The organism is Lachnoclostridium phytofermentans (assembly GCF_000733755.1).
In the GTDB taxonomy this organism is placed as follows: domain Bacteria; phylum Bacillota; class Clostridia; order Lachnospirales; family Lachnospiraceae; genus Lachnoclostridium; species Lachnoclostridium phytofermentans_A.
In genome coordinates, this window is sequence record NZ_JPOF01000003.1 from 974185 (window position 1) to 995137 (window position 20953).

The 20953-nt window shown below is 35.4% G+C and carries 16 protein-coding genes; 4 read left to right on the plus strand and 12 right to left on the minus strand.

All coding sequences use genetic code 11. The features are described from left to right. Complete coding sequence (locus tag CC92_RS0109595; RefSeq protein ID WP_242841347.1) at positions 1-2007, plus strand: beta-galactosidase; 2007 nt, start codon at positions 1-3, stop codon at positions 2005-2007. Positions 2008-2137: 130 nt separating this feature from the next. Here the strand turns inward: CC92_RS0109595 and CC92_RS0109600 are convergent, their stop codons facing one another. From CC92_RS0109600 to CC92_RS0109630, 7 genes are all read right to left on the minus strand, one after another. Next, a complete protein-coding gene (locus CC92_RS0109600) occupies positions 2138-3682 on the minus strand; it encodes a glycosyl hydrolase 53 family protein (protein ID WP_155998357.1) in 1545 nt (514 codons plus the stop codon). A gap of 250 nt (positions 3683-3932) precedes the next feature. Beyond that, the gene (locus tag CC92_RS0109605; protein ID WP_029503101.1) at positions 3933-4145 is read right to left on the minus strand and encodes a hypothetical protein; all 213 of its coding nucleotides are present in this window, start codon (positions 4143-4145) and stop codon (positions 3933-3935) included. Further along, on the minus strand, positions 4118-5950 hold the full coding sequence (locus CC92_RS0109610) for a hypothetical protein (RefSeq protein ID WP_029503100.1): 1833 nt from the start codon (positions 5948-5950) through the stop codon (positions 4118-4120). The genes CC92_RS0109605 and CC92_RS0109610 overlap by 28 nt, the downstream gene beginning before the upstream one ends. Before the next feature lie 213 nt (positions 5951-6163). After that, on the minus strand, positions 6164-6976 hold the full coding sequence (locus tag CC92_RS0109615) for a carbohydrate ABC transporter permease (RefSeq protein ID WP_029503099.1): 813 nt from the start codon (positions 6974-6976) through the stop codon (positions 6164-6166). After that, positions 6969-7877: a carbohydrate ABC transporter permease gene (locus CC92_RS0109620; RefSeq protein WP_029503098.1), complete on the minus strand. Its 909-nt coding sequence runs from the start codon at positions 7875-7877 to the stop codon at positions 6969-6971. Before CC92_RS0109620 ends, CC92_RS0109615 begins: the two co-directional genes overlap by 8 nt. A 67-nt stretch (positions 7878-7944) precedes the next feature. After that, the gene (locus tag CC92_RS0109625; RefSeq protein ID WP_029503097.1) at positions 7945-9273 is read right to left on the minus strand and encodes an ABC transporter substrate-binding protein; all 1329 of its coding nucleotides are present in this window, start codon (positions 9271-9273) and stop codon (positions 7945-7947) included. 695 nt (positions 9274-9968) lie between these two features. Then, positions 9969-12026 carry a methyl-accepting chemotaxis protein gene (locus CC92_RS0109630; RefSeq protein ID WP_029503096.1) on the minus strand — a complete coding sequence of 686 codons (2058 nt, stop codon included), beginning with the start codon at positions 12024-12026 and terminating at the stop codon, positions 9969-9971. Positions 12027-12356: 330 nt separating this feature from the next. Between CC92_RS0109630 and CC92_RS0109635 the strand changes: the two genes are divergently transcribed. After that, positions 12357-12635 (plus strand): hypothetical protein, encoded by a 279-nt coding sequence (locus CC92_RS0109635; protein WP_029503095.1) that lies wholly within the window; start codon positions 12357-12359, stop codon positions 12633-12635. A gap of 353 nt (positions 12636-12988) precedes the next feature. On the opposite strand, the gene CC92_RS0109640 is transcribed toward CC92_RS0109635, so the two are convergent. The 4 genes from CC92_RS0109640 to CC92_RS0109655 form a co-directional block, all read right to left on the minus strand. Continuing rightward, positions 12989-14104, minus strand: coding sequence for a hypothetical protein (locus CC92_RS0109640; protein ID WP_029503094.1), 1116 nt, complete (start codon positions 14102-14104; stop codon positions 12989-12991). Between the two features lies 1 nt (position 14105). Next, positions 14106-14615: a sigma-70 family RNA polymerase sigma factor gene (locus CC92_RS0109645; protein ID WP_029503093.1), complete on the minus strand. Its 510-nt coding sequence runs from the start codon at positions 14613-14615 to the stop codon at positions 14106-14108. A 184-nt stretch (positions 14616-14799) separates the two neighbouring features. Continuing rightward, positions 14800-15744 (minus strand): DHHW family protein, encoded by a 945-nt coding sequence (locus tag CC92_RS0109650; RefSeq protein ID WP_051650730.1) that lies wholly within the window; start codon positions 15742-15744, stop codon positions 14800-14802. Positions 15745-16112: 368 nt separating this feature from the next. Further along, the gene (locus tag CC92_RS0109655; RefSeq protein ID WP_029503091.1) at positions 16113-17702 is read right to left on the minus strand and encodes a peptide chain release factor 3; all 1590 of its coding nucleotides are present in this window, start codon (positions 17700-17702) and stop codon (positions 16113-16115) included. A 473-nt stretch (positions 17703-18175) separates the two neighbouring features. On the opposite strand from CC92_RS0109655, the gene CC92_RS0109660 reads away from it, so the two are divergent. Beyond that, positions 18176-18949, plus strand: coding sequence for a tyrosine-type recombinase/integrase (locus CC92_RS0109660; RefSeq protein WP_051650729.1), 774 nt, complete (start codon positions 18176-18178; stop codon positions 18947-18949). Between the two features lie 70 nt (positions 18950-19019). Here CC92_RS0109660 and CC92_RS0109665 read toward each other — a convergent pair whose 3' ends face one another. Further along, positions 19020-19442 carry a GNAT family N-acetyltransferase gene (locus CC92_RS0109665; RefSeq protein ID WP_029503089.1) on the minus strand — a complete coding sequence of 141 codons (423 nt, stop codon included), beginning with the start codon at positions 19440-19442 and terminating at the stop codon, positions 19020-19022. 560 nt (positions 19443-20002) lie between these two features. Between CC92_RS0109665 and CC92_RS0109675 the strand changes: the two genes are divergently transcribed. Continuing rightward, positions 20003-20815 (plus strand): tyrosine-type recombinase/integrase, encoded by an 813-nt coding sequence (locus CC92_RS0109675; protein WP_029503088.1) that lies wholly within the window; start codon positions 20003-20005, stop codon positions 20813-20815. Positions 20816-20953: the final 138 nt, after the last annotated feature.

A 20953-nucleotide genomic window follows, 5' to 3' on the forward strand; every position in this document is an offset into this window, starting at 1 on the left:
ATGAAAATAAGTACCGATTCAATCCTATTTGGAGCAGCCTATTATTACGAATATCTACCTTATGAGCGTATGGAGGAAGACATGCAGATGATGAAAAACGCCGGCATGAATACCATCCGTATTGCGGAATCCACTTGGAGTACCTTAGAGCCAAGTGACAATGTCTTTGACTTTACTTCTCTTGATCTTATGTTAGATGCTAGCGAAAAATATCAGATGAATGTCATTATCGGAACTCCATCTTATGCAATACCTTCCTGGTTATCAAAAAAACATCCCGACATCCTTGCTATTACCCATCACGGGGAAGAATTGTATGGTAGAAGACAAAATATAGATTTAGCCAATCCACATTATCTCTTCCACGTTTCGCGCGTTGTTCGTGCTATGCTAGAACACATTAAGGACCGTTCTACCATCCTAGGTTTTCAAATTGACAATGAAACCAATCACTATGATACCTGTACTAACTATGCGCAACAAAAGTTCATGGAATATCTAAAAGAAAAATTCTGTTCCTTGGAAGAATTAAATAAGGAGTTTGGTCTCGCTTATTGGAGCAATTCTATTCACAATTGGGAAGACTTTCCGAATGTTCGTGGTACCATTAATGCTAGTTTGGGTGCTGAATATGAAAAGTTCCAGCGAAAACTCGTAACCGAATTTTTAAACCTTCAGGCAGCTATCATAAAGGAATATAAAAAAGAGCATCAGTTTCTCACCCAAAATTTTGATTGTGAGTGGCGTGGAGCATCGTTTGGCTTAAAACCTTCTGTGAATCAATTTGATGCCGCAAGATGCCTAGATATCGCAGGGATTGATATTTATCACCCCACACAGGATCATCTGACTGGAGCAGAAATATCTTTTGGTGGCGCTATCGCAAGAAGTTTAAAACAAGATAACTATCTTCTTTTAGAAACACAGGCACAAGGACAACCAGCCTGGTTACCTTATGAAGGACAATTACGCCTGCAAGCTTATAGCCACCTTGCATGTGGTGCAGACTCTGTAATGTACTGGCACTTCTCTTCTATACATAATTCTTTCGAAACTTATTGGAAAGGCTTGTTAAGTCATGATTATTCCGAAAATCCAACCTATTTAGAAGCAGCTAACATTGGAAAAGAGCTTAGCCTTATTGGAACTCGAGTTCGTCACCTAGATAAAACCTGCCGTGTAGCTTTTTTATTAAGCAACGAATCTCTCACAGGGCTTGAATGGTTTCCAATCAGTAAGGATCTTAAATACAATGATATCTTTCGGTGGTTACACGATGCTTTTTATCGATTGAACCTAGAATGTGACATCCTATCTTCTGATTCAGAATCCTTTCACCAATATTCCTTGCTTGTTATTCCAGCTTTATATTCAGCTTCGGAGAAAACATTAGAAAGAATTACGGAATATGTTTCAAATGGCGGACATGTATTAATGACCTTTAAGAGCGCATTCTCTAATGAAAACCTCAAAGTCTACCATGATAAGCAACCACATCTCCTAACCGATTGCTTTGGTTTTACTTATAATCAATTTACGATACCAGATAAAACATATTTAAACTATCAGGAAGATACCTACGAAGCAAAGGAATGGATGGAACTCCTTTCCGTAACTACCGCAAAGGAATGGGTAACCTATCAGCATCCTTTTTGGAATAAGTACTCTGCAATTACACATAATCAGTACGGAAGTGGAACAGCTACTTACCTTGGTACCTATTTTGACTCCAAGCTACTAGAGATAATCATACGTAAACTTTGTATGGAAATACATATAAACCTCCCTAACTTTTCCTTCCCTTTGATAAGGAAAGAGGGCACGAATTCCTTTGGTAACCAGATCATTTACTTTTTAAACTTCTCGGGAGAAACACAAACGATAGTTTATGAAGACCTACCAGGAACTCTTCTTTTAGAAGATAGGAAGATACATAATGGCGAAGCCCTATCACTCTCACCTTGGGGTGTAGCAATTATAGAAATTAAAAAATCTATACTAAAATAAATATTATAAAAGCCAAGAAATATGAACCTCTGCCCCCGCACGTCCATATTCTTGGCTTATCACAAAAGTTAGTTGCTACCCTAGTTTTAGAATTAGAGACGATGAATAGATTATCACCTTATGTTAGTCTTTAGTTTACTACTTCAAGGCTCCACATCTGGTTCCACGCATTAGAATCTGTTTGTTGCACTAAGCCTGCGCTCTCCTCTGAGGAAGAGTTTTGTACCGCCAGAAGTTTACCACTTGCCCGATTGATTAGCTTATAATATCCATCTCCTGTGGAAACCATGCTCCATTGTTGGTTATTACCATTATTCGAGGTATACTGTATCACACTGGCTCCATCGTTTGTGGAAGCTCCTGATACATCCATCACCTTACTGCTTAACACACTCTTTATGGTATAGTATCCACTACTATTTAACGAGAAGGTCCACTTTTGACTACTCCACGCTCCATAACTATATTGCTCGAGGACTGCATTATTACTTGTTGATCCACCTCTTACATTGATTGCTTTACCGCTAAGTCGATTGGTGATCTTATAAGTTTTGCTGGTATCAAATGACGAGCTATTATAGCGGCAATCATAAAACGCATCAATGGCAGTAGTAAATTTTAATTTTTTGCCAGAAACAACACTTGTTGCTCCGAGTTTATAACTATCTGGAAGTACTGAGGAATTCGCTTCTGGTTCCCAGTAAAATACGCCTAACCCTTTTCCGTTTGGCACAGCTTTAACTTTTTCGATAGTAGCTTTTAATAGATTATAGGTATTGGATGGATTCGATTCTACGCCTCCCACTTCACATACCATAACCTCTTTATTATAGCGAGAAGCCATATCATTTAAGTTGCTTGCTAGATAAGAGATTGATTGTGTATAGTCACTTCCTATCCAATAAGGATAGTATGACATACCAATTACATCCGTCTTTCCACCGTATTTGGTAATAAAATTATCAAAGAACCACCGGAAAGTTGTATTGTTATTCCCATCCGCAAGATGTGTTACCACTTTAGTAGAGCTACTTACCGCCTTCACCGCATCATAACCACTATTTAATAACGCAGTTAACTGGCTAAAGTTATTACTGCTCTGTCCATAAGGTAATAACATGCCGCTGTTAATCTCATTCCCAACCTGAACCCATTCTGGATATATTCCCTTTGCGGCAAGCTGAGTCATAACGTAGTAGGTATGATCATAAACATCTTTCTTTAACTGAGTAAAATCATGACTCGACCACGCAGACGGAATATCTTGATAAGCAGGATCTGCAAAATGATCACTGTAATGAAAATCTACCATAATACGAAATCCCATCGTTTTTGCACGTTTCGCCATATATAGTAATCCAGCTGTATCCGCATATCCTAGAATACACGTAGTTCCATCTTTCTTCGTCCAAGTAAAATTGGATGGAGGATTTACAAACAAGCGTAACCTTATGGAATCAATTCCATGATCTTTTAGTATTTGAAGAGCATCTTTTGTATAACCATAATCATCAACCCAAGTAACCCCTGAGTTTTCTAATTGATTTAACCAGCCTACATCAGCACCATAAGCAAAACTAGACGCTGCTTTTGTTTCTTTCGTATTCATTTGAAAACTAGCCAACACCATAATGAAGCAGAGAACTATGGATAATACTTTCATCTTTTTATCCACAAAACTACCTCCTTCTTAATTTTTGATATAATACTTCATTCTGTTACATTATTTTCAAGTATACTCATACAAGTTCATCCCATCTTCTCTTCTGTTCAATTATCTCTTATGTTTCATCATCTCTTAATGCTTCATCATCCCTACTTTTATCTTATCTTACGTTATTTTTTTCTTATACCTTATATTACGTTTACTTCTTCTCTGCTAGGTAGCAACATTTCCTTCCGTTCACGCAATTTTCCTAAAGCAATTACTCAAAATCTGTAATACGATCCATCATCCTTCGGTAACGAAATCTTGCCATTTCATTTTTCTCAAGAACATCTTCTTCACTTCCTGTATATTGGCAGCGAAGACAATAGTATTCCTTCTTCTCTTTATCATAAAACATATCAATATCAATATCTCTCATAAAGCAAGAAGGACAACGATAATTTAGTCTTCCCTTTCCAGCTTGAGCCATGTCGCATATACCTCCTTATCTTTAAGCGTAGTCTGATAGCCTAGAGTAAACATCGGCGAAAATGCATAACCTTCCTTTATATACCCAGTTGACATCTCTTTATCGCTTCTAAGTGATACTTTCGTCTTGATCTGTGGAACCACAGCAGCTACCAACGATGCTCCCTGTAAAGATTCTTCTCTGCATTTGTATTCATAAGGTATCAGCTTTTTATCATTTTTTCCAATGCACTCTAACGTAATTCCAGTCATATCTTCAGAATATTCTGTAGTTCCATAACAGCAAACCATATATTCGTTGATGTCCACCTCTGCCTCTGGATTAGACATGCTTAAGATAGTACGCTCTATCTTTATCTCAGAGCTTCCCTCACTAAAATAGTACCTTGTTTGTAATTTCACTGTAAGATCATAGAATTCTATCTCCACTGGATCTAATGTAAGAATCCTAGTATTTCCTTCCTTCGAGAACTTTGCTTTTGTTCTGCACAAACATAAATCTACTTCTTCTCCTTTGTAGACTAACTTAGCACTTCGTATCGTTCCCTCGCCTGCATAATGTGTAAAATAACCTGCACGATATTTTTCTTGAATGAGAAATGGATAGGATGCATCGGTTATGTGTTTCGTACCAATTCCTACCCGCCATTCCAGTTTTGCTGCATATGGACGTAAATCCACTAACGCACCGCCTTGATCCATATTCACACAGACACGCATAAAAGGATCGAGGTACCAAAATAGCTGTTTCTCTGAGCCATATAATATATCTTTCCATAATGCACATTCTGGTTCCGTATAAGTCTTTTTCTCACGGTAATAATCTGCAAACTCTGCCATCGTCATATCGGTTAACTTACCCTGCTTTTTTAACTCGCCATAATAAGCCATCCCATCATCATAACTCTTAGCAAGAAGCTCATATGGAGCCTCCCATCTTCCCATCTTATTTAACCAACCTGGGCCAACAAACATCATATTATAAGCATAGCCATTATTGTATTTCTCTAAAGAACGGTATTGATCAATTATATTAAATAGATATGGATACTGATCGTCACGATATATCATTCCTCTTAAAACGTTTTGAGGGTGAGTTCCAAAATTAGAACCATTCCCATCATAACAAGCAATCAAATCCCTGGATAAGTGAGGAATGGCAACAATACCACTATCCTCTTCTTCATTCGCTGCCGGTGCATGAGTGTTTTGCTTTGACGGTATCCATGGGTTCCAAGGGCCTCCGTCCATAAAGGTATACCATGAATTATTACAGGTATGGTAAGCCTTCGGCCCCTCCTCAAAGCATGTTGCAACCGCACACCGAACCGTTGGATACTGTTTCTTTATGTAATTAATCAAATCCGCATCCATATAGTAAGAACCTGTCGATTCTGGATAGAACCCAAAGGTATCATAAAACTTCTGAAACACATCATTGACGATTGAGATTTTATCCTCCATAGAAAACATCCAGATACAAAAGTCCTTTGTCTTATACTTGTCTCGGAACTCCTTACATGGCAGTCCTAACAAAGACAATGCGATTTCATCTCCATACACCTCATGGTGTTCTTTTGCTATGGCAATTGCCTCTTCGTTAAATAAACTGGCATAGGTCATTTGTATCGTCGTCTTTAAGCCGTATTTGTGAGCAGTTTCCTGCTGAAATCTAAAGATATCGAGCGATTCAGTTAATAAATCTTTTCTAGCTATGTCTTCCTCTTTTCCATGTCCGGTAACCTTCTCTGCATATTCTGGTACCATCTCTGGACGGTGTATAATATTAAGTACAAATTTGTCCATAACAACCTCTATTCTGACGCTTAAGCGCCTTTTAATAACATAAGTAATTTCTGCACTCTAAAATTATGGATGTATCAATTAGTTCTATCTTTACAAAAGTTAATCTAAGTAGGTGCATCGCAAGATAGATGTTTTAAGCATTTTAAGACGCACCTACCCAAGGGGACGGATTTTTCCTTCTCCTTAGATCTAAAATATTTATCTAGTCATTTTTTATTTCACAGCTCCAGTGATACCTTCCGCAAAATTCTTCTGTAATAAGAAGAAAATAATAATGGTAGGTAACGTACTGATCGATACCGCTAGCATTAATACGCCATAGTTAATGGTGTAGCCTGAAATTAAATTAGAGATTAAGATAGGCATTGTCTGGCTTTTTTTATCCTGCAAGATAACCAATGGCCATAGGTAACTATTCCAAGCGTTCATAAAGGTAACGGTAATTGCTGCTGCATAAGTGGGTTTCATGATTGGTACAAATATTCTGGTAAAAATCCGTATCTCTGACATTCCTTCAATTCTTGCCGCTTCCACAATTTCATAAGGAAAATTTCTAGAACTTTGACGGAATAAAAAGATAAGAAATGCGGTGGATATGGACGGTAACATAAATCCTGCTGTCGTATTGATGAGATTCATCTTACCAAACCAAGTAAATAGCGGTATCATAGTTGCTGCAAATGGTACCATCATAGAAAGAAGCAGGAGTTTCATAACGCCATCTTTCCATTTATCGTGATAAATCTCAAATGCATATCCCGCAAGTGAGCACACGATTAAACTGATAATAGTAAGACTAGCGGCATTACGAAACGAATTTATCAGTGCCTGACCAATTTGGGTTGTTTGAATAAGTTGTTTAAAATTATCCACTATAGCAGTACCAAAACTCATCTTTCCGCGGATAACATCAAGACTTGTATTGGTCGCTGAGATTAACATCCAAAGAAGTGGAAATATAGAAATAAACGAAACAATAATTAAGAAAGCATAAGCAAAGAAATATTTAATTTTAGCTTTAGTCACGTTTATCACCTACTTTCATCTGAAGGAATGAGAGAACTGCAACCAATAAGAATACAATAAAGGAAATGGTTGCTGCATACCCAAATTGCGGAGAATATTCAAACGATAATTTATATATGTATTGTGAAATAGAAATTGTCATATTGGCTGGTCCACCATTGGTTAAATTCTTTGTTTCATCAAATAACTGTAGTGTCCCATTGGTTGACATAATTGCAGTCAATAAGATTATCGGCCGTAATAATGGAATTGTGATCTTTCGAAATTGTTGTGATACACTCGCACCATCTATTCTAGCAGCCTCATAGACCTGTGGATCAATGTTTTGTAACCCTGATAAATAGAAAATCATATTATACCCGGTCCATCTCCAAGTAATTGCAAGTACAATAATAATTCTTGCCGGCCAGATTTCCCCGAGCCAGTTAATCGGCCTGCTGATCATATTTAAATTCATTAATACTGAGTTTGCAAATCCATCGAGTGCAAACATAGAACGAAATATAATAGAATAAGACACCAAGGATGTTGCACATGGTAAGAAGATCATTGTTCGAAATAATCCCTTACATTTTATCTTCGGATTGTTTAACAAGGAAGCTAAAATTAATGCTAATAACAGCATCAATGGCACTTGTAAAATCAGATAAATAAAGGTATTCCCAAGCGATGTTTTAAATAAGGAATCCTGAAATAGCCTTTGATAATTGTAGGTTCCAACGAATTCACTTGTCTTCCCAAACCCTTTTGTAAAGGATAGAAGAAAAGCCTTTATCATTGGATAAAAACTCATGCCAGCAATCAAAAGTGTAGCAGGTAATATGAATAACCAACTAACTAGCTTTCGTCTTTTTCCCATGGTTAAGCGTTTTTTCAAAACCTGCACCTCCTCATTTCTCATAGGGGGTGCTGTAAGAATCTAATACCGCCTCTTACAACACCCTCTACTGTACTCCTATAGAATAGTCTTATTGACCCATCTGGAATTCTAATTCTTTTTGAGCTTCGCCAATTGCAGTATCGTAATCTGTACCTGCTACAATCTTAGTAATCGCTGCACCAATAGCATCTCTTGCTTCATAGTTGTATACACCATAAGAAACCTGTGGTACCTTAGAAGCATACTCTGTAATCTTTAAGTAAATGGTGTCTCCTCCAAAGAAATCTTGAGGATTAGCATACGCTGCACTTTCACCAGCTGGTAAGTAAGTTGCTAATGCACCAGAGGATGGAAGAATTGTTTCATACAATTCAACACTACCACCAAAAGTTTCTCCTAAAAAGTCTGCTGCAACGTCTTTATTTTTAGAATTTGCACACACTAACCAAGAAGATCCACCCTGGCTACTGTAATTTGTAGCACCTGCATTCGATAATTTAGGAACGTTTGTTACTCCCCATAAACCTGATTGATCTGCTGCACTCGTTACTGTTGCAACGATCCAACATCCATTCATTGCACCCGCAACTGTTGTACTATTAATACTACTTACGTATTGATCCCAGTCATTTACTTCAACAAGTACGCCGGATTTTACTAATTCTACATATGTATCGATAACTTCTTTTAATACTGCGTTATCTTTAAAATTTGCCTTACCGTTCTCATCAAGTACCCAAGCGCCTGCGCTCTGCATCATTAGCATTAAAAGGTCTGGAGAACCTGCTTGATTTGATAATAAAGGTTTTCCTGTCTTCTCAAGAACAACTTTGCCTTTTTCGATGAATTCTTTCCATGTAATATTGGTGAAGTCATCTAAAGTATATCCTGCCTGTTGAAGAATATCTGTTCTTAAACAAGTAATTGCTGCACCATTATCAAAAGGAACGGAATATTTTTTCCCATCCACAGTTCCTAATGCTGTTTTAAACGCTGCAAACTGATCAAATTTAATACCAGAATTGGTTAAATCAACAAATGCATCTGGATAGTTGATAATATTCTTAGCCAAAGCACTATCCTGCATTAAGATAATGTCAGGCAATGTGTTCGTCTGACCAGAGGTAACTGCTGTAGTTAACTTCGTCTGGATATCATCCCAAGCAGTCTCTATCACTTCTACTTTTACATTTGGATGTGCTTTTGTATAAATATCACCTGCAGTATTCATGGCATAGCAGTTAAATTGTGGATCCCAACACCAAACTGTTAGTGTTACTGGATCATCGGACGTTTTAGAACCTTCTGCCTTGTTGCTTCCTGTCTTTGAGGAGTCATCTGAACCCTTGGAACATCCCGTGAATAGACAAGTTACCATTGCAATCATAAGAATTACACTTAACAATTTTCTCTTCATACCTAATCCTCCCAAATTTGTTTTAAAGAACTGTATCTAAGTGCGCAATCGGTTGTTCTTTAATATTAGTTTAATCTCATTATGCATTATTGTCAATGTATAATTTTTATAATACACTTCCTATTTTTTTAGTAATTTTACACAATGTATATTCAGATTACACTGTTAGTATTTCTTATTATTGCAACCGATTAACCACTTGATTTATCAATGTTTTTTAGTAATTTTATTGCGCAATATTATGTATTTTGGAATTGTTTCTATTTTTATAGGCAATCACACTTTTTCACATATATTTTAAACAAAAAACAATCCTTTTTTTAGTTACTATTTTTAGTCTTACGCTTATACTATACCACTTAGTACTTAATAAATAAATTATGAAGTCTAATTCTCTTCGTAGAGAGCTATATTTAATACTACTATCTTACTACAATAAATAATTTCACTCTAAAAAAATGGAGGCTCGCAAGATATCCTTCTTTATTACGAATCCGTAGCAAGAAGGTTTGTCTCATTTGCCTCCAATCAAGTACTATTCTGTTTGTCTCTTTTTTTATGTATACTTCTTATTCTCTATTCTATTTCAATTATATACTTTTGTCTACCTCTCCTTTTTCACAATTATGTGTCTGTTCATTTTCCTATTATGAGCATTATAAGCTTGCTCCTTTCTCCTATTCGCTTTGCAACTTTTATTCTTCGATTGCAAACTGTTCTAAAGTCTTCATTAATTTATTCACCTGACTAACCATCTCTTCAGAAGTCTTAAATAGTCCGTTGGCAGTTTCTGACTGACTTAATGTCTTTTCCCCTACTGATGTAGCAGAAGAAACAATTTCTTCAATTACAGCTGATATATTCTCCATATCGATCAATGATTCTTGTTTTTTATTCTGCATCTTGTTGACTTGGTTAAATATATTATGTATTGTTGCAATAAGATTCTCAACTTCCAGCCTAAGTTCATCAAATGCCCCTTCCGCATTTCGAACAGCCTGTTCTTGGGAAGTTATTGTCTCACCGGCCAGTTTAGCACTCGACACTGCGGAAATCGTTTTTTTGTTAATTTTATCAACGATTACTTTCACTTCATCAGTAGCCGCTATGGATTGTTCTGCTAATTTCTTTATTTCTTCCGCTACTACCTTAAATCCACGCCCTGCTTCACCAGCTCTTGCTGCCTCTATGGATGCATTTAAAGACAGAAGCGTCGTTTCATCTGCTATCTCATTAATTGTTTTTATAATCTGCCCAATAACACTAGATTGGCTATGTAGTTCTTTAATAGTTTCGATGACTGTCTGAGTAATATGATTTGTTTTAGTAGCTTTTTCCCGTAACACTTCCATCTGGCTAAGGCTTCCTTGTATCGATTTCTTGGTTTTATCCGCAAACTCTTGCATTTTCCTCGTCCCATCATCCACTAAACCGATCTGGGATGCTAAATCATCTAACTTATTCATACAAGATATTGAATCTGTTGCTTGGCTTGATAAACCATCTTCAATATCATTCATAGCACAAGAAATCTGACTCGTAGACTCTGCAAATACTTCGGAAGACTTTGATACCTTAACAGACATCGTTAAAACTTGATTACTGACTGATTTCACCTCTAATAGCAAGCCATGAATGCCATCCATCATATTGTTTAGATGTCCAGAAAGTTCCATAAACTCATCCTTATGTTTTCTTTGAAATCTTGTATTAATCTGGCCTTTAGCTATTAATCTCATATTTGTTATCATATATTTCATCGACCCACTGATTCGAAGATAGATGCTACCTCCTATGAGGATCACTAAAACACTTGCTGCTAGCATTGCAATTAAGGCAACATTCTTAATACTTGTTGCTTGACTTAATAATTCACTATGTGGAATCAATGCACATACCATCGTGTTGGTATCACCGACCATTTCATACAAGAAGATAAAGTCTTGCCCAAGGAAAGTCACTTCTTTAATCTCACCTTCTGAAATATCATCTTCTCTCGCCATTTGATAAAAATCGGTATCAATAATTAGTGATTTCCATTCTCCATCCTGATGTAGCTCCATTCCATCTGAGGTGATAAAGCTCAGATAACCACCTTCACCAATCTCGATCTTATTGATAATATCTAAAATAGCATCTACCTTAATATCGATTGCTAAGAAAGCATCCATTTCCTTAAACGCTTTTACTAATCGTATCGCATAAGAATCTTTGTTGATTCTAAGCGACTCATCAATCACAGATGTTTTTTTTACCCACTCAAATGTGTTATTACTCTCTAAAACGGTTTTTCCTTGCTCGCTGTATTTATAGGAAGTATACATACCAAGAGGTAACTTTCTATTCGTTGACAGAGGATTTACAGTATCACTAAAGAAGTAGATATTACTGATAAAATGATTTGCTGATGCCTTTGTTAATATCTCCGTCTTCATACTATGGTAAAACTTATTTTGCTGCTCTTTATCTGCTTCATAAGCACCACTTAAATATTTGTTCAGCTCTGCATTCATTAAGTACTCCACCGCTGTCGTCTCCACCGAATCAAATCCATACTCAATATGCTCTCTTAACAAATCCAAAGACTGTTTTATTGCATTCTCATAATTTTGCATAATGGTTCTTGATGCATTGAAATACGATAATGCACCTACCATTATGACTAATCCAAGCAATAATAGATAAGATCCTAACACCTTAAAACGAATACTGTTAAAATCAAAAAAATGTTTGTTCGATATCACTTTTTTCATATTAACCTCCATGCTCTTGTTCGTTTGGATATAGCGAATTTCCCCCACTACAGTAATATTCTATTGGCTGTCCTCAATAAGCTTATATAATTTTCCATTTATAGTCAATGTATATACTTGTGAATTTTTGTATATTTAGACTATTTTTAATCCTTAATCCTCTTATTTTTTAGTAATTATTATCAAATTCAAAAATAAAAAATATCCATGTATGGAATAATTTATTATTTATATAACTTTTACTTTCTTTTTTCATGAATCCGCATTATAATGAATAAATACTATATGAAATGACAGATACTGATATTTGTAAATGAAAGGAGTTCTACCATGAAAAAATTCTTTAAATTCGTTGCAGGTGTGGTATCCCTTGGTGCGCTTGCATGTGGTGCATATTATTTTTGCAAGAAATATATCTGTAAAGAAACACCAGATGAATTTGATGATTTAGATGACGACTTAGATGATTTTGACATGACAGATTCTTCTAGTTCAAATGATAGTCGTGAATATGTTTCCATCAATATTACAAGTGAATTTTCAGATGCGGATTCTTTAACTGAAGACTTAACAGAAGAATCTTCTAAGGAAGAGACAACAGAAGCATAATCTTATCGGAACTAGCGGAGAAAAAACGTACCTTTTATCAGAAGTTTATTCCAATCTTTTGATAAGCTATAATATTGAAAAAATCGTGTTTCAATATTCAGATTTGCAACACAAAAACAGCGCCATTTATAAGAATTTGCTTCGCAATTTCTTATAAGTTAATCACGGATGAACATGAGGGTAGTAATCCCTCTCTCAACATAAGAAAAGGACTCTAACGGTGAAACCATTTATTCTGGTGTTTCCCGTTAAAGTCCTTTTTGATTTTATTTTCATTTTGTTACCTATGAGATTTTATACTTATTCTCATCAATTTCTTTTAGTTCCTGCCCTTGATTTTATTTATCGCATGCTTAATCTATTATAGTTTCAATAGCTTGAAGCAAATCAAAATCCTCATCCACTTCATATGAGGTTGACGTTACTATCCCTTCCTTCCCATAGGTCTTAATAAGAACTTCGGCATCATTAATAAAGTATACGATCACATCCTCTTCTGTTAGAGGAATACAAATAATATACTTCATAGCCCCAACCGGATCCTCCGCTGTTAAATGCAGATATTCTGAAGACATAAGAAGCATAATGTCCTTAATTTTTTCCTCTTCTTTGCTCTCTAAATTGATATTCACAGAGCTGGCATCGGTCCATATCTTAATATCTTCAACCGCATAATCGTAAGCCTTTTTTGGTACTCCATCTTGGTTATAACCACTCGTATTATATTCCACTTTTGAATCTGCATTTCCATTTAGAGTATCCTTAGCTGTTATGCTTACTTTTCCTTCTTCTAGTGATGTTTGATCTTTCGAATTATTCTCTTGCCCTATATCATCTAGTGTGTAGTTTTTTCTTAGATCATCTTGATTGTCTAGTTTATCATTCTCTGTTGTACTATCTCCTTTGGTAAAAGTCGCTTCATCCATCATTTCTTCATCTGGACTCTCAGTACTTGCTTCATTTATCGATTGAGAATCAAAATTCAATTCACTGCTTGTATTAGAAGCCCCAGTACCCGAATCTTTCATAGATGCAGATTTATTTTCCATAAATAAATCTAATCTTCCCTGACCTCCTAAATAGCATAATAAAATACTTGCTGCAACTACTGAACCCCATGTTCCTATGTACTTTATGATTTTTCTTTTGTTCTTACCTTTTCTTTCTTTACGTACTCGTATTTCATCTTCCATGGAGATTGTATTTTCTTCCCTTTTGGAGATTAACTCATTATCTTCGATGGAGATTGTGTGTTTTTCCTCCGTACTTACGCTATCATCCTCATGAAGCGCGGTCTCTTTCTTTATTTCAATAGCTCTTAAGGTTGATTGGATTAAATCCTCGCTCACCATAATATCCTCAAGGTCTAACGATTCGTCTAATTGTCTTTTTAACGAATCAAAGAAAGGGTCTGATGCGAAATCAGATAGATTCATAGTATTTTTTTCTTCTTTTATATTTTTCTTCATACTATACCCTCCCTTCCATGAATTCTTTCAATTTTTCTTTTGCTCGTGCCAAACGGCTTTTCACAGTTCCAACCGGTAATTCTAGTACTTTTGCTGCTTCCTCCATACTAAGTTCTTCATAATACACGCAAAGGATAACCGAACGATAGTGTTCCGGTAATGCCATAACAGCTTCCTTTACGGTATGTATTGTTTCTTCTCGCTCTATTACATCAAACTCACTCTCTGAAACTATGGAGTCTTCTATAAAATCCTCCATCGGAACTATTTTTCGATGATAAGCACTTTTTAAATAATCTTTGCAGGTATTGATGGTAATCCTTAATATCCAAGTTTTAATGCTGCTATTCCCCTGAAATGTATGTAGATGTTTATTTACTTTAATGAACACATCTTGAAAGATATCTTCTGATATGTGAAGATCTTTCACATACATATACGCCGTTCGGAGTACATCATTACCGTAGGTTCTCATGAGGTTTTCTATCTCATAGCCATTCTCGGTCTGCATCCTGCTTTCCCCCTATACAATATTTTTACGAAGCCTCCCCCGTAAATCTATTCTATAGTATAACTGATAAGAAGCTGCGAAGCAACTTCTTATCAAAGGTGCGTTTCTTGCACCGTTATCTGATAAATACTTTAAGAAGTGTTATAATGAAAGTCCCTACTAGCACTCACGTTGAAGCCTCATACTACCTTAACATAGCGCTGCGGTTTACTATCTGAGTGTTGTATAAAAATAAAATATCTTGGTTTGTAAACTCAACAACCTCACCTAAATACTGTGTTGCAACAAATCGAAGGTCGATTAACGTAATCTTTTCGTAGGCTTCTAATAGGAGTGGAGCAAGGCTGCTTGTAAATGAGTCACCAAAGATGATTAATTCTTTTCCATTCGTTACATCAGGATTTTCTATCGTTACTAACGGATTAGGTCCTGATAAAAATACGTTGTACCATACATCCGTAGTTAAGGCATCCGTGAAATAAACACCTGTTTGCTCTGCCACTTCATAAACCGATACTAACGCATTCTGGGTATAATCATTAGTCAAATAGGTTAAAGTCTCTGGTTCAGCTTCAATACCATATCCTTTATAAACCCCATAGTACCCTTCTACCACATTTTCTTTAAAATTCTTTGTACTAATTTTAAAATCCATAGCCTTGCCAAGTTTTTTTACTACTGGAAACAAGTTCTCCTGTTTCCAATGCAAATCTGTCTTATAATAATCATGGATACTTAGAGTCTCAAATAAATCGATATACTCGATTCCTTTTACTTCCTCCTTTAGTATGGAGAGCATGGATTCATAGTTCTCTTTTGGATAACTATCATTTTCTACAAAATAACTTTTATCTGGAATAATAGAATAGTATTTATTCATTCCATCATTTAAATATAGGTTCGTAATTTCATTTAGTTTCTTACTCATCTGATGAGAGTAATTTTCCTCATACTTATCCATTGCCAATATATAATGATCACCAGCAGTAAATAGGCCATTTTCCCCTACTTCACTAGCAATTAGAGGTTCTTCTTTTTTATCATTTCCTTTTTTTATTAATACTGCTACACCTATCAAAAGGCATAATAAACAAACAACCGAAAGTCTCAGGATGCCCTTCTTCTTCATACGTAACTCCTCCATTTTATTTTCATGTTTCTATAAATTAGACGATACTACTTAATAATAGTTCCAAAGAATCATTTATACTATTTAGTTAACTATTTCGCCTGTTGGACCAAGGAAGTAGATCGTACTCTTTTCCGTAATTTGCTACTATGTTTTACTGTTCCTTCTACTTACGGTATGAAATCTATGTTTTACTGTTCCTTCTACTTATGTTATGAAATCTATTCTTTTCTGTTAAAATCCTTTGACTTTAAATAACACTTTGAAATAAACACCACATAAAAAAGTCTGGAATAGCGCTATACTACCCCAGACTTACCTAAAATCTATAAATTTTTCTTAATCTGAATAATCATCTTTCCCTTTTATTATTCATGACCAAACTCTGAAAGCTTTAAGCCTTTATTTCGATCAAGTACCGTATTAATACTCCAAGCATGAACAAAGAGTAGAAGAGGACTTCCCTTCATGTTCTTGATACGCTTTGTATCCGAAGTAACACTTAAGCTGGATACATCAATGTCTTTATTCTCTACCCAACGGATATGTTCATACGGAAGTTGTTCCATACGAATTTCAACACCGTATTCCGACTCAAGACGGAATTTAAGAACATCAAATTGAAGAACACCTACAACACCTATAATGATTTCTTCCATACCGGTATTAAACTCTTGGAATATCTGAATTGCACCTTCTTGAGCTATCTGTGTGATACCCTTAATAAATTGCTTTCTTTTCATCGTGTCAACTTGACGGATTTTCGCAAAATGTTCTGGTGCAAAGGTTGGTATTCCTTCATACTCGAATTTCTTGCCAGGCATACATAGAGTGTCACCAATAGAAAATATACCAGGATCAAATACACCTATAATATCACCTGCATAAGCTTCCTCTAAAATCTTTCTCTCTTGAGCCATTAACTGTTGTGGCTGTGAAAGTCGCAGTTTCTTACCACCCTGCACATGATAAACTTCTTCATTTGCATCAAATCTACCTGAACATATACGCATAAATGCAATACGGTCACGATGAGCTTTATTCATATTTGCTTGTATCTTAAATACAAAAGCTGAGAAATCGTTCGTTAAAGGATCAATTTCCCCAATATTAGAAACTCTAGGAAGCGGAGATGTTGTCATCGATAAGAAGTGTTTCAAAAATGTCTCTACACCAAAATTAGTTAAAGCCGAACCAAAAAATACTGGTGTTAATTCACCCTTATTCACTAATTCTTGATCAAATTCTGCACTCGCACCATCTAATAATTCAATCTCTTCAGAAAGAATGTCATGGCGTTCTTTCCCGATTAATCCATCAAGGCTTGGATCACCTATAGTAACTTCTACTGTTTCAACTTCTTTCATACCATTGTTAGCAGCAGTGAATTTACTAATCGTCTGAGTACTTCTGTCATATACACCCTTAAATTCTTTTCCTGAACCGATTGGCCAATTCACAGGACAAGTCTTTATCCCAAGAACTGTTTCGATATCATCTAATAATTCAAAAGTATCCCTTGCTTCCCTATCCATCTTATTAATAAAAGTAAAGATAGGAATGTGTCTCATCACACATACTTTAAACAGTTTTTTCGTTTGGTTCTCAACACCCTTAGAGGCGTCAATTACCATGACAGCAGAGTCTGCTGCCATTAAGGTACGGTACGTATCTTCCGAGAAATCCTGATGCCCCGGTGTATCAAGAATATTAATACAATAATCACCATAATTAAACTGCATTACTGAGGAGGTAACGGAAATACCACGCTCCTTCTCGATTTCCATCCAGTCAGAGACCGCATGTTTTGCTGTTTTCTTACCCTTAACAGAACCCGCCAGATTAATGGCTCCTCCATATAGAAGTAATTTTTCTGTTAACGTTGTTTTACCAGCATCCGGGTGAGAAATGATTGCAAATGTTCTTCTCTTCTTTATTTCCTTAGCATGATTTATCACAGCTAATCCTCCATCCAATGATTACAACATTCTATTTGAATAATAATTTTCGTACAAATTTTACAAAACCACTTAATCATATAATGATTTCCTATGCTTTGTCAAGGGTCTTGATTGTGTTTGGGTGGATTTCGTTGCAATTTAAACGGAAGGTTTCACTGTATTTCAAATCACTTTGATTCATGATGATGCGTTACTTCCCTTAATCACCACGACTTTTTTTAACACCGATAAAGATAACCACGCAAACGGCAAGATTTCAATAAATTAATTTAACAAAAAAAGCACCATAAGCATCACTTCCACCTAAAGAACTAGATTTAGGTTATAGTGTGTAGTAATTGCAGGATTGATGGAATTGGCAGACATGCAAGATTTAGGTTCTTGTTCCTCTGAGTGTGGGTTCAAGTCTTTTGGCAACTTATAGAAATCATTTGAATATGCTCCATAAGTTGCTAGGTGGCTCAGTTCAGATGTCAAAGTATGATAAGTCTGCCTATAATCTGTTCTTTGAAAAATTGAAAGCTCGTAATATAGCAGATATGACAGTAAAAAGTTATTGTCTGACAGTAAGAGTTTTTTCCTACTGGTGTATGGAACAGGGATACTGTGAAGAGTTCCCAATCAAGGAAGTGAAAGCACAAGGAAAGATTAAACAAACCTATACAGATGAAGAGTTGAGAAAACTCTTAAAAAAGCCAAATTTGAGAAAATGTACTTTTACAGAGTATGAAGTTTGGGTATTGGAAAATCTTGCAATCTGTACTGGGCTTAGAATTACTTCAATGATTAACATCAAAATTGGAGACATTGATTTTGAGAATAACAGTATCATCATCAATGCTACAAAGAACAAAAAACCTTTTATGACATACTTTAATCAAGAGTTTGCTACTATACTGAAAGAGTATATCAGAAATAGAAAAGGTAGTAGAGCAGATTATCTGCTTTGTACTGACATAGGAGAACAGATTGCAAGAAGAAGTATGCAAGATGATATTGCTAGATACAACAAGGCAAGAGGTGTTGATAAGACATCTATTCATCTAATGAGACATACCTTTGCAAAGAACAGTATAAAAGCTGGATTAGATGTGTTTACTCTTATGAATAAACTGCAACATCAAAATATAAGTACAACTTTTAACTATCTGAAAGAGTTGGGGCTTGAAATCAAAGATACAGTAGATGTATATAACCCTCAAAAGTTATATTCTGTTAAAAAGCAGAAAATTGCATTGAACTAACAAAAAGGGAATCGGCGTAGCCGGTTCCCTTTTTTAGATGTATTCTATTAGACAAACTGGAATTTATCTTTTAAATTTTTTTAGCTAAATGAATTTCTCCGTCATTTTTATATCCCAATTTATCATATACTATTTGTGCATTGCTATTATTTTTCCCTGTAAGAAGTTCAAATTTATGACAAGGGAATTTGTTTCCACAATATTGTTCTGCAAAAGTAATCATACTCTTAGCAATTCCTTTTTTACGATATTCTTCATTTACATATACTTCCGTCAGTTCTGGCATATACTCATCATAGCAAAACGATTTTTTCAATTGAACACAAACAAAGCCTACAAGTAAACCATTTTCTTCATCAACTACGATAATTTCTTGTTGATTATTGGAAAGAGATTTTCGGATATTTTCAAGAGTGGTTTCCCCTTTACCGTTAAACTCATTATTTAAAATTTCTAATTGTATTGAGTCTTCTATATTTGCTATACGAACCATAACAGTACTTCTCCTCCCAAAATTCAAATTTGTATTTTTGATTATACCATATTACAAAAATAAAATGAATAAATTTTTGAGGGAAATCTATAATATAATGTGCTTAGAAATAAACACGATAATTGCTTTTTGTGATTAAGTTGAAAAGGATAAGTAATAAAAAGGTAAGTTCTATGTAAACAAGTCTATGATTGCTTTTAACTGTTATAAGGACAAGGAGTAGGCTTATAATAGACTTGTTAAATCTGCCTATCCTATATAAAGATTAAGAGGGACATTTGCTTTAACGAGCGGTGTCCTTCTTTTGTATTATGGGATAGAAATATGGGAAAGGAGATTTTAAGGAAAGGCAGAAAGGAAGTAGGCTCCTATGGAGCAGTAACTAATTTATCACTATGGATTGGGTGATATTGGTTGTGTGGGCTTGTATATAGATACAAGCAGAATTAGTCTGAAAGGAAATACAATCCTTTACTTTTTTCATAGATGTGTAGTGTGTAAGCATTAAGAATCGGCGTAGCCGGTTCTTAATGCTTATGCTGATTAGAAGGGGGAATATAATGTCAAGAAACATCAAATATCAGTTTAAAAATGCAATAGACAGTCATTTTACAGAGGGAATGAATAAACATTCCATAAAAGCAAATGGGGAAATGAATGGAGAAAGAATTTTCTCCTATTCAGACAGAAAAAATTTAATAGACCTTAGTAGTGGTTTTTCTAATTTTCTGAAAGAAAATCATTCAGAGGTAAAAATGGTTAAGGATATACAGAGTGACCATATCCAAGAATTTTTGAATGGCAAATCGGCGGATTGCTCTCAAAAAACATTGGAACAGTACAAAAGCAGATTTCAGAAGTTGGAACGACTGATAAACAATACCTATCATATTAAAGTTGATTATCATAGTGTGACAGTTCCTTTATCTGAAAAAAATGGTGGTGGAAAAATCAGAAACATAATGTTATCAGAAAATGATTACTCCAAAATGCTCCAGACCACAAATGAAAATCTAAAGAAAGCCGTATTGCTTTCCAAAAATTTTGGACTTCGAGCATCGGAATGCTCCAAACTGAAATATTCAGATATTAAAGATAATGGTATTCAGATTGTGGACAGTAAGGGAAAGAGAAGTCGCTTTGTTCCTGTGGAGAATAAGGGGCAAAAAGAGGTATTAGAGCAGTTGAAACAGAAGAAAGGGGATAGAGTATGCCCTGTCCAGACAGGGAGCTTACAACAGGCATTTAACAGAGAAGCAAAGAAAAGGGAATATCTATTGACAATGGGGCTTTTCATACTCTTAGAAAAAACTATGCTACAAACAAATATCAAGAATACAGAAAAGAGGGGCTTTCTGTTCAGCAATCATTAGACAGAGTGAGTGCACGTCTCGGACATGGAGAAAACAGAAATGCACTGATGAAAGAATATATCTGCTGTGAAATAAAATAAACTTTTTGTCGAAAAATGTAATATTCTGTTTTTTGAATGTATATAATGCTAAAAATAA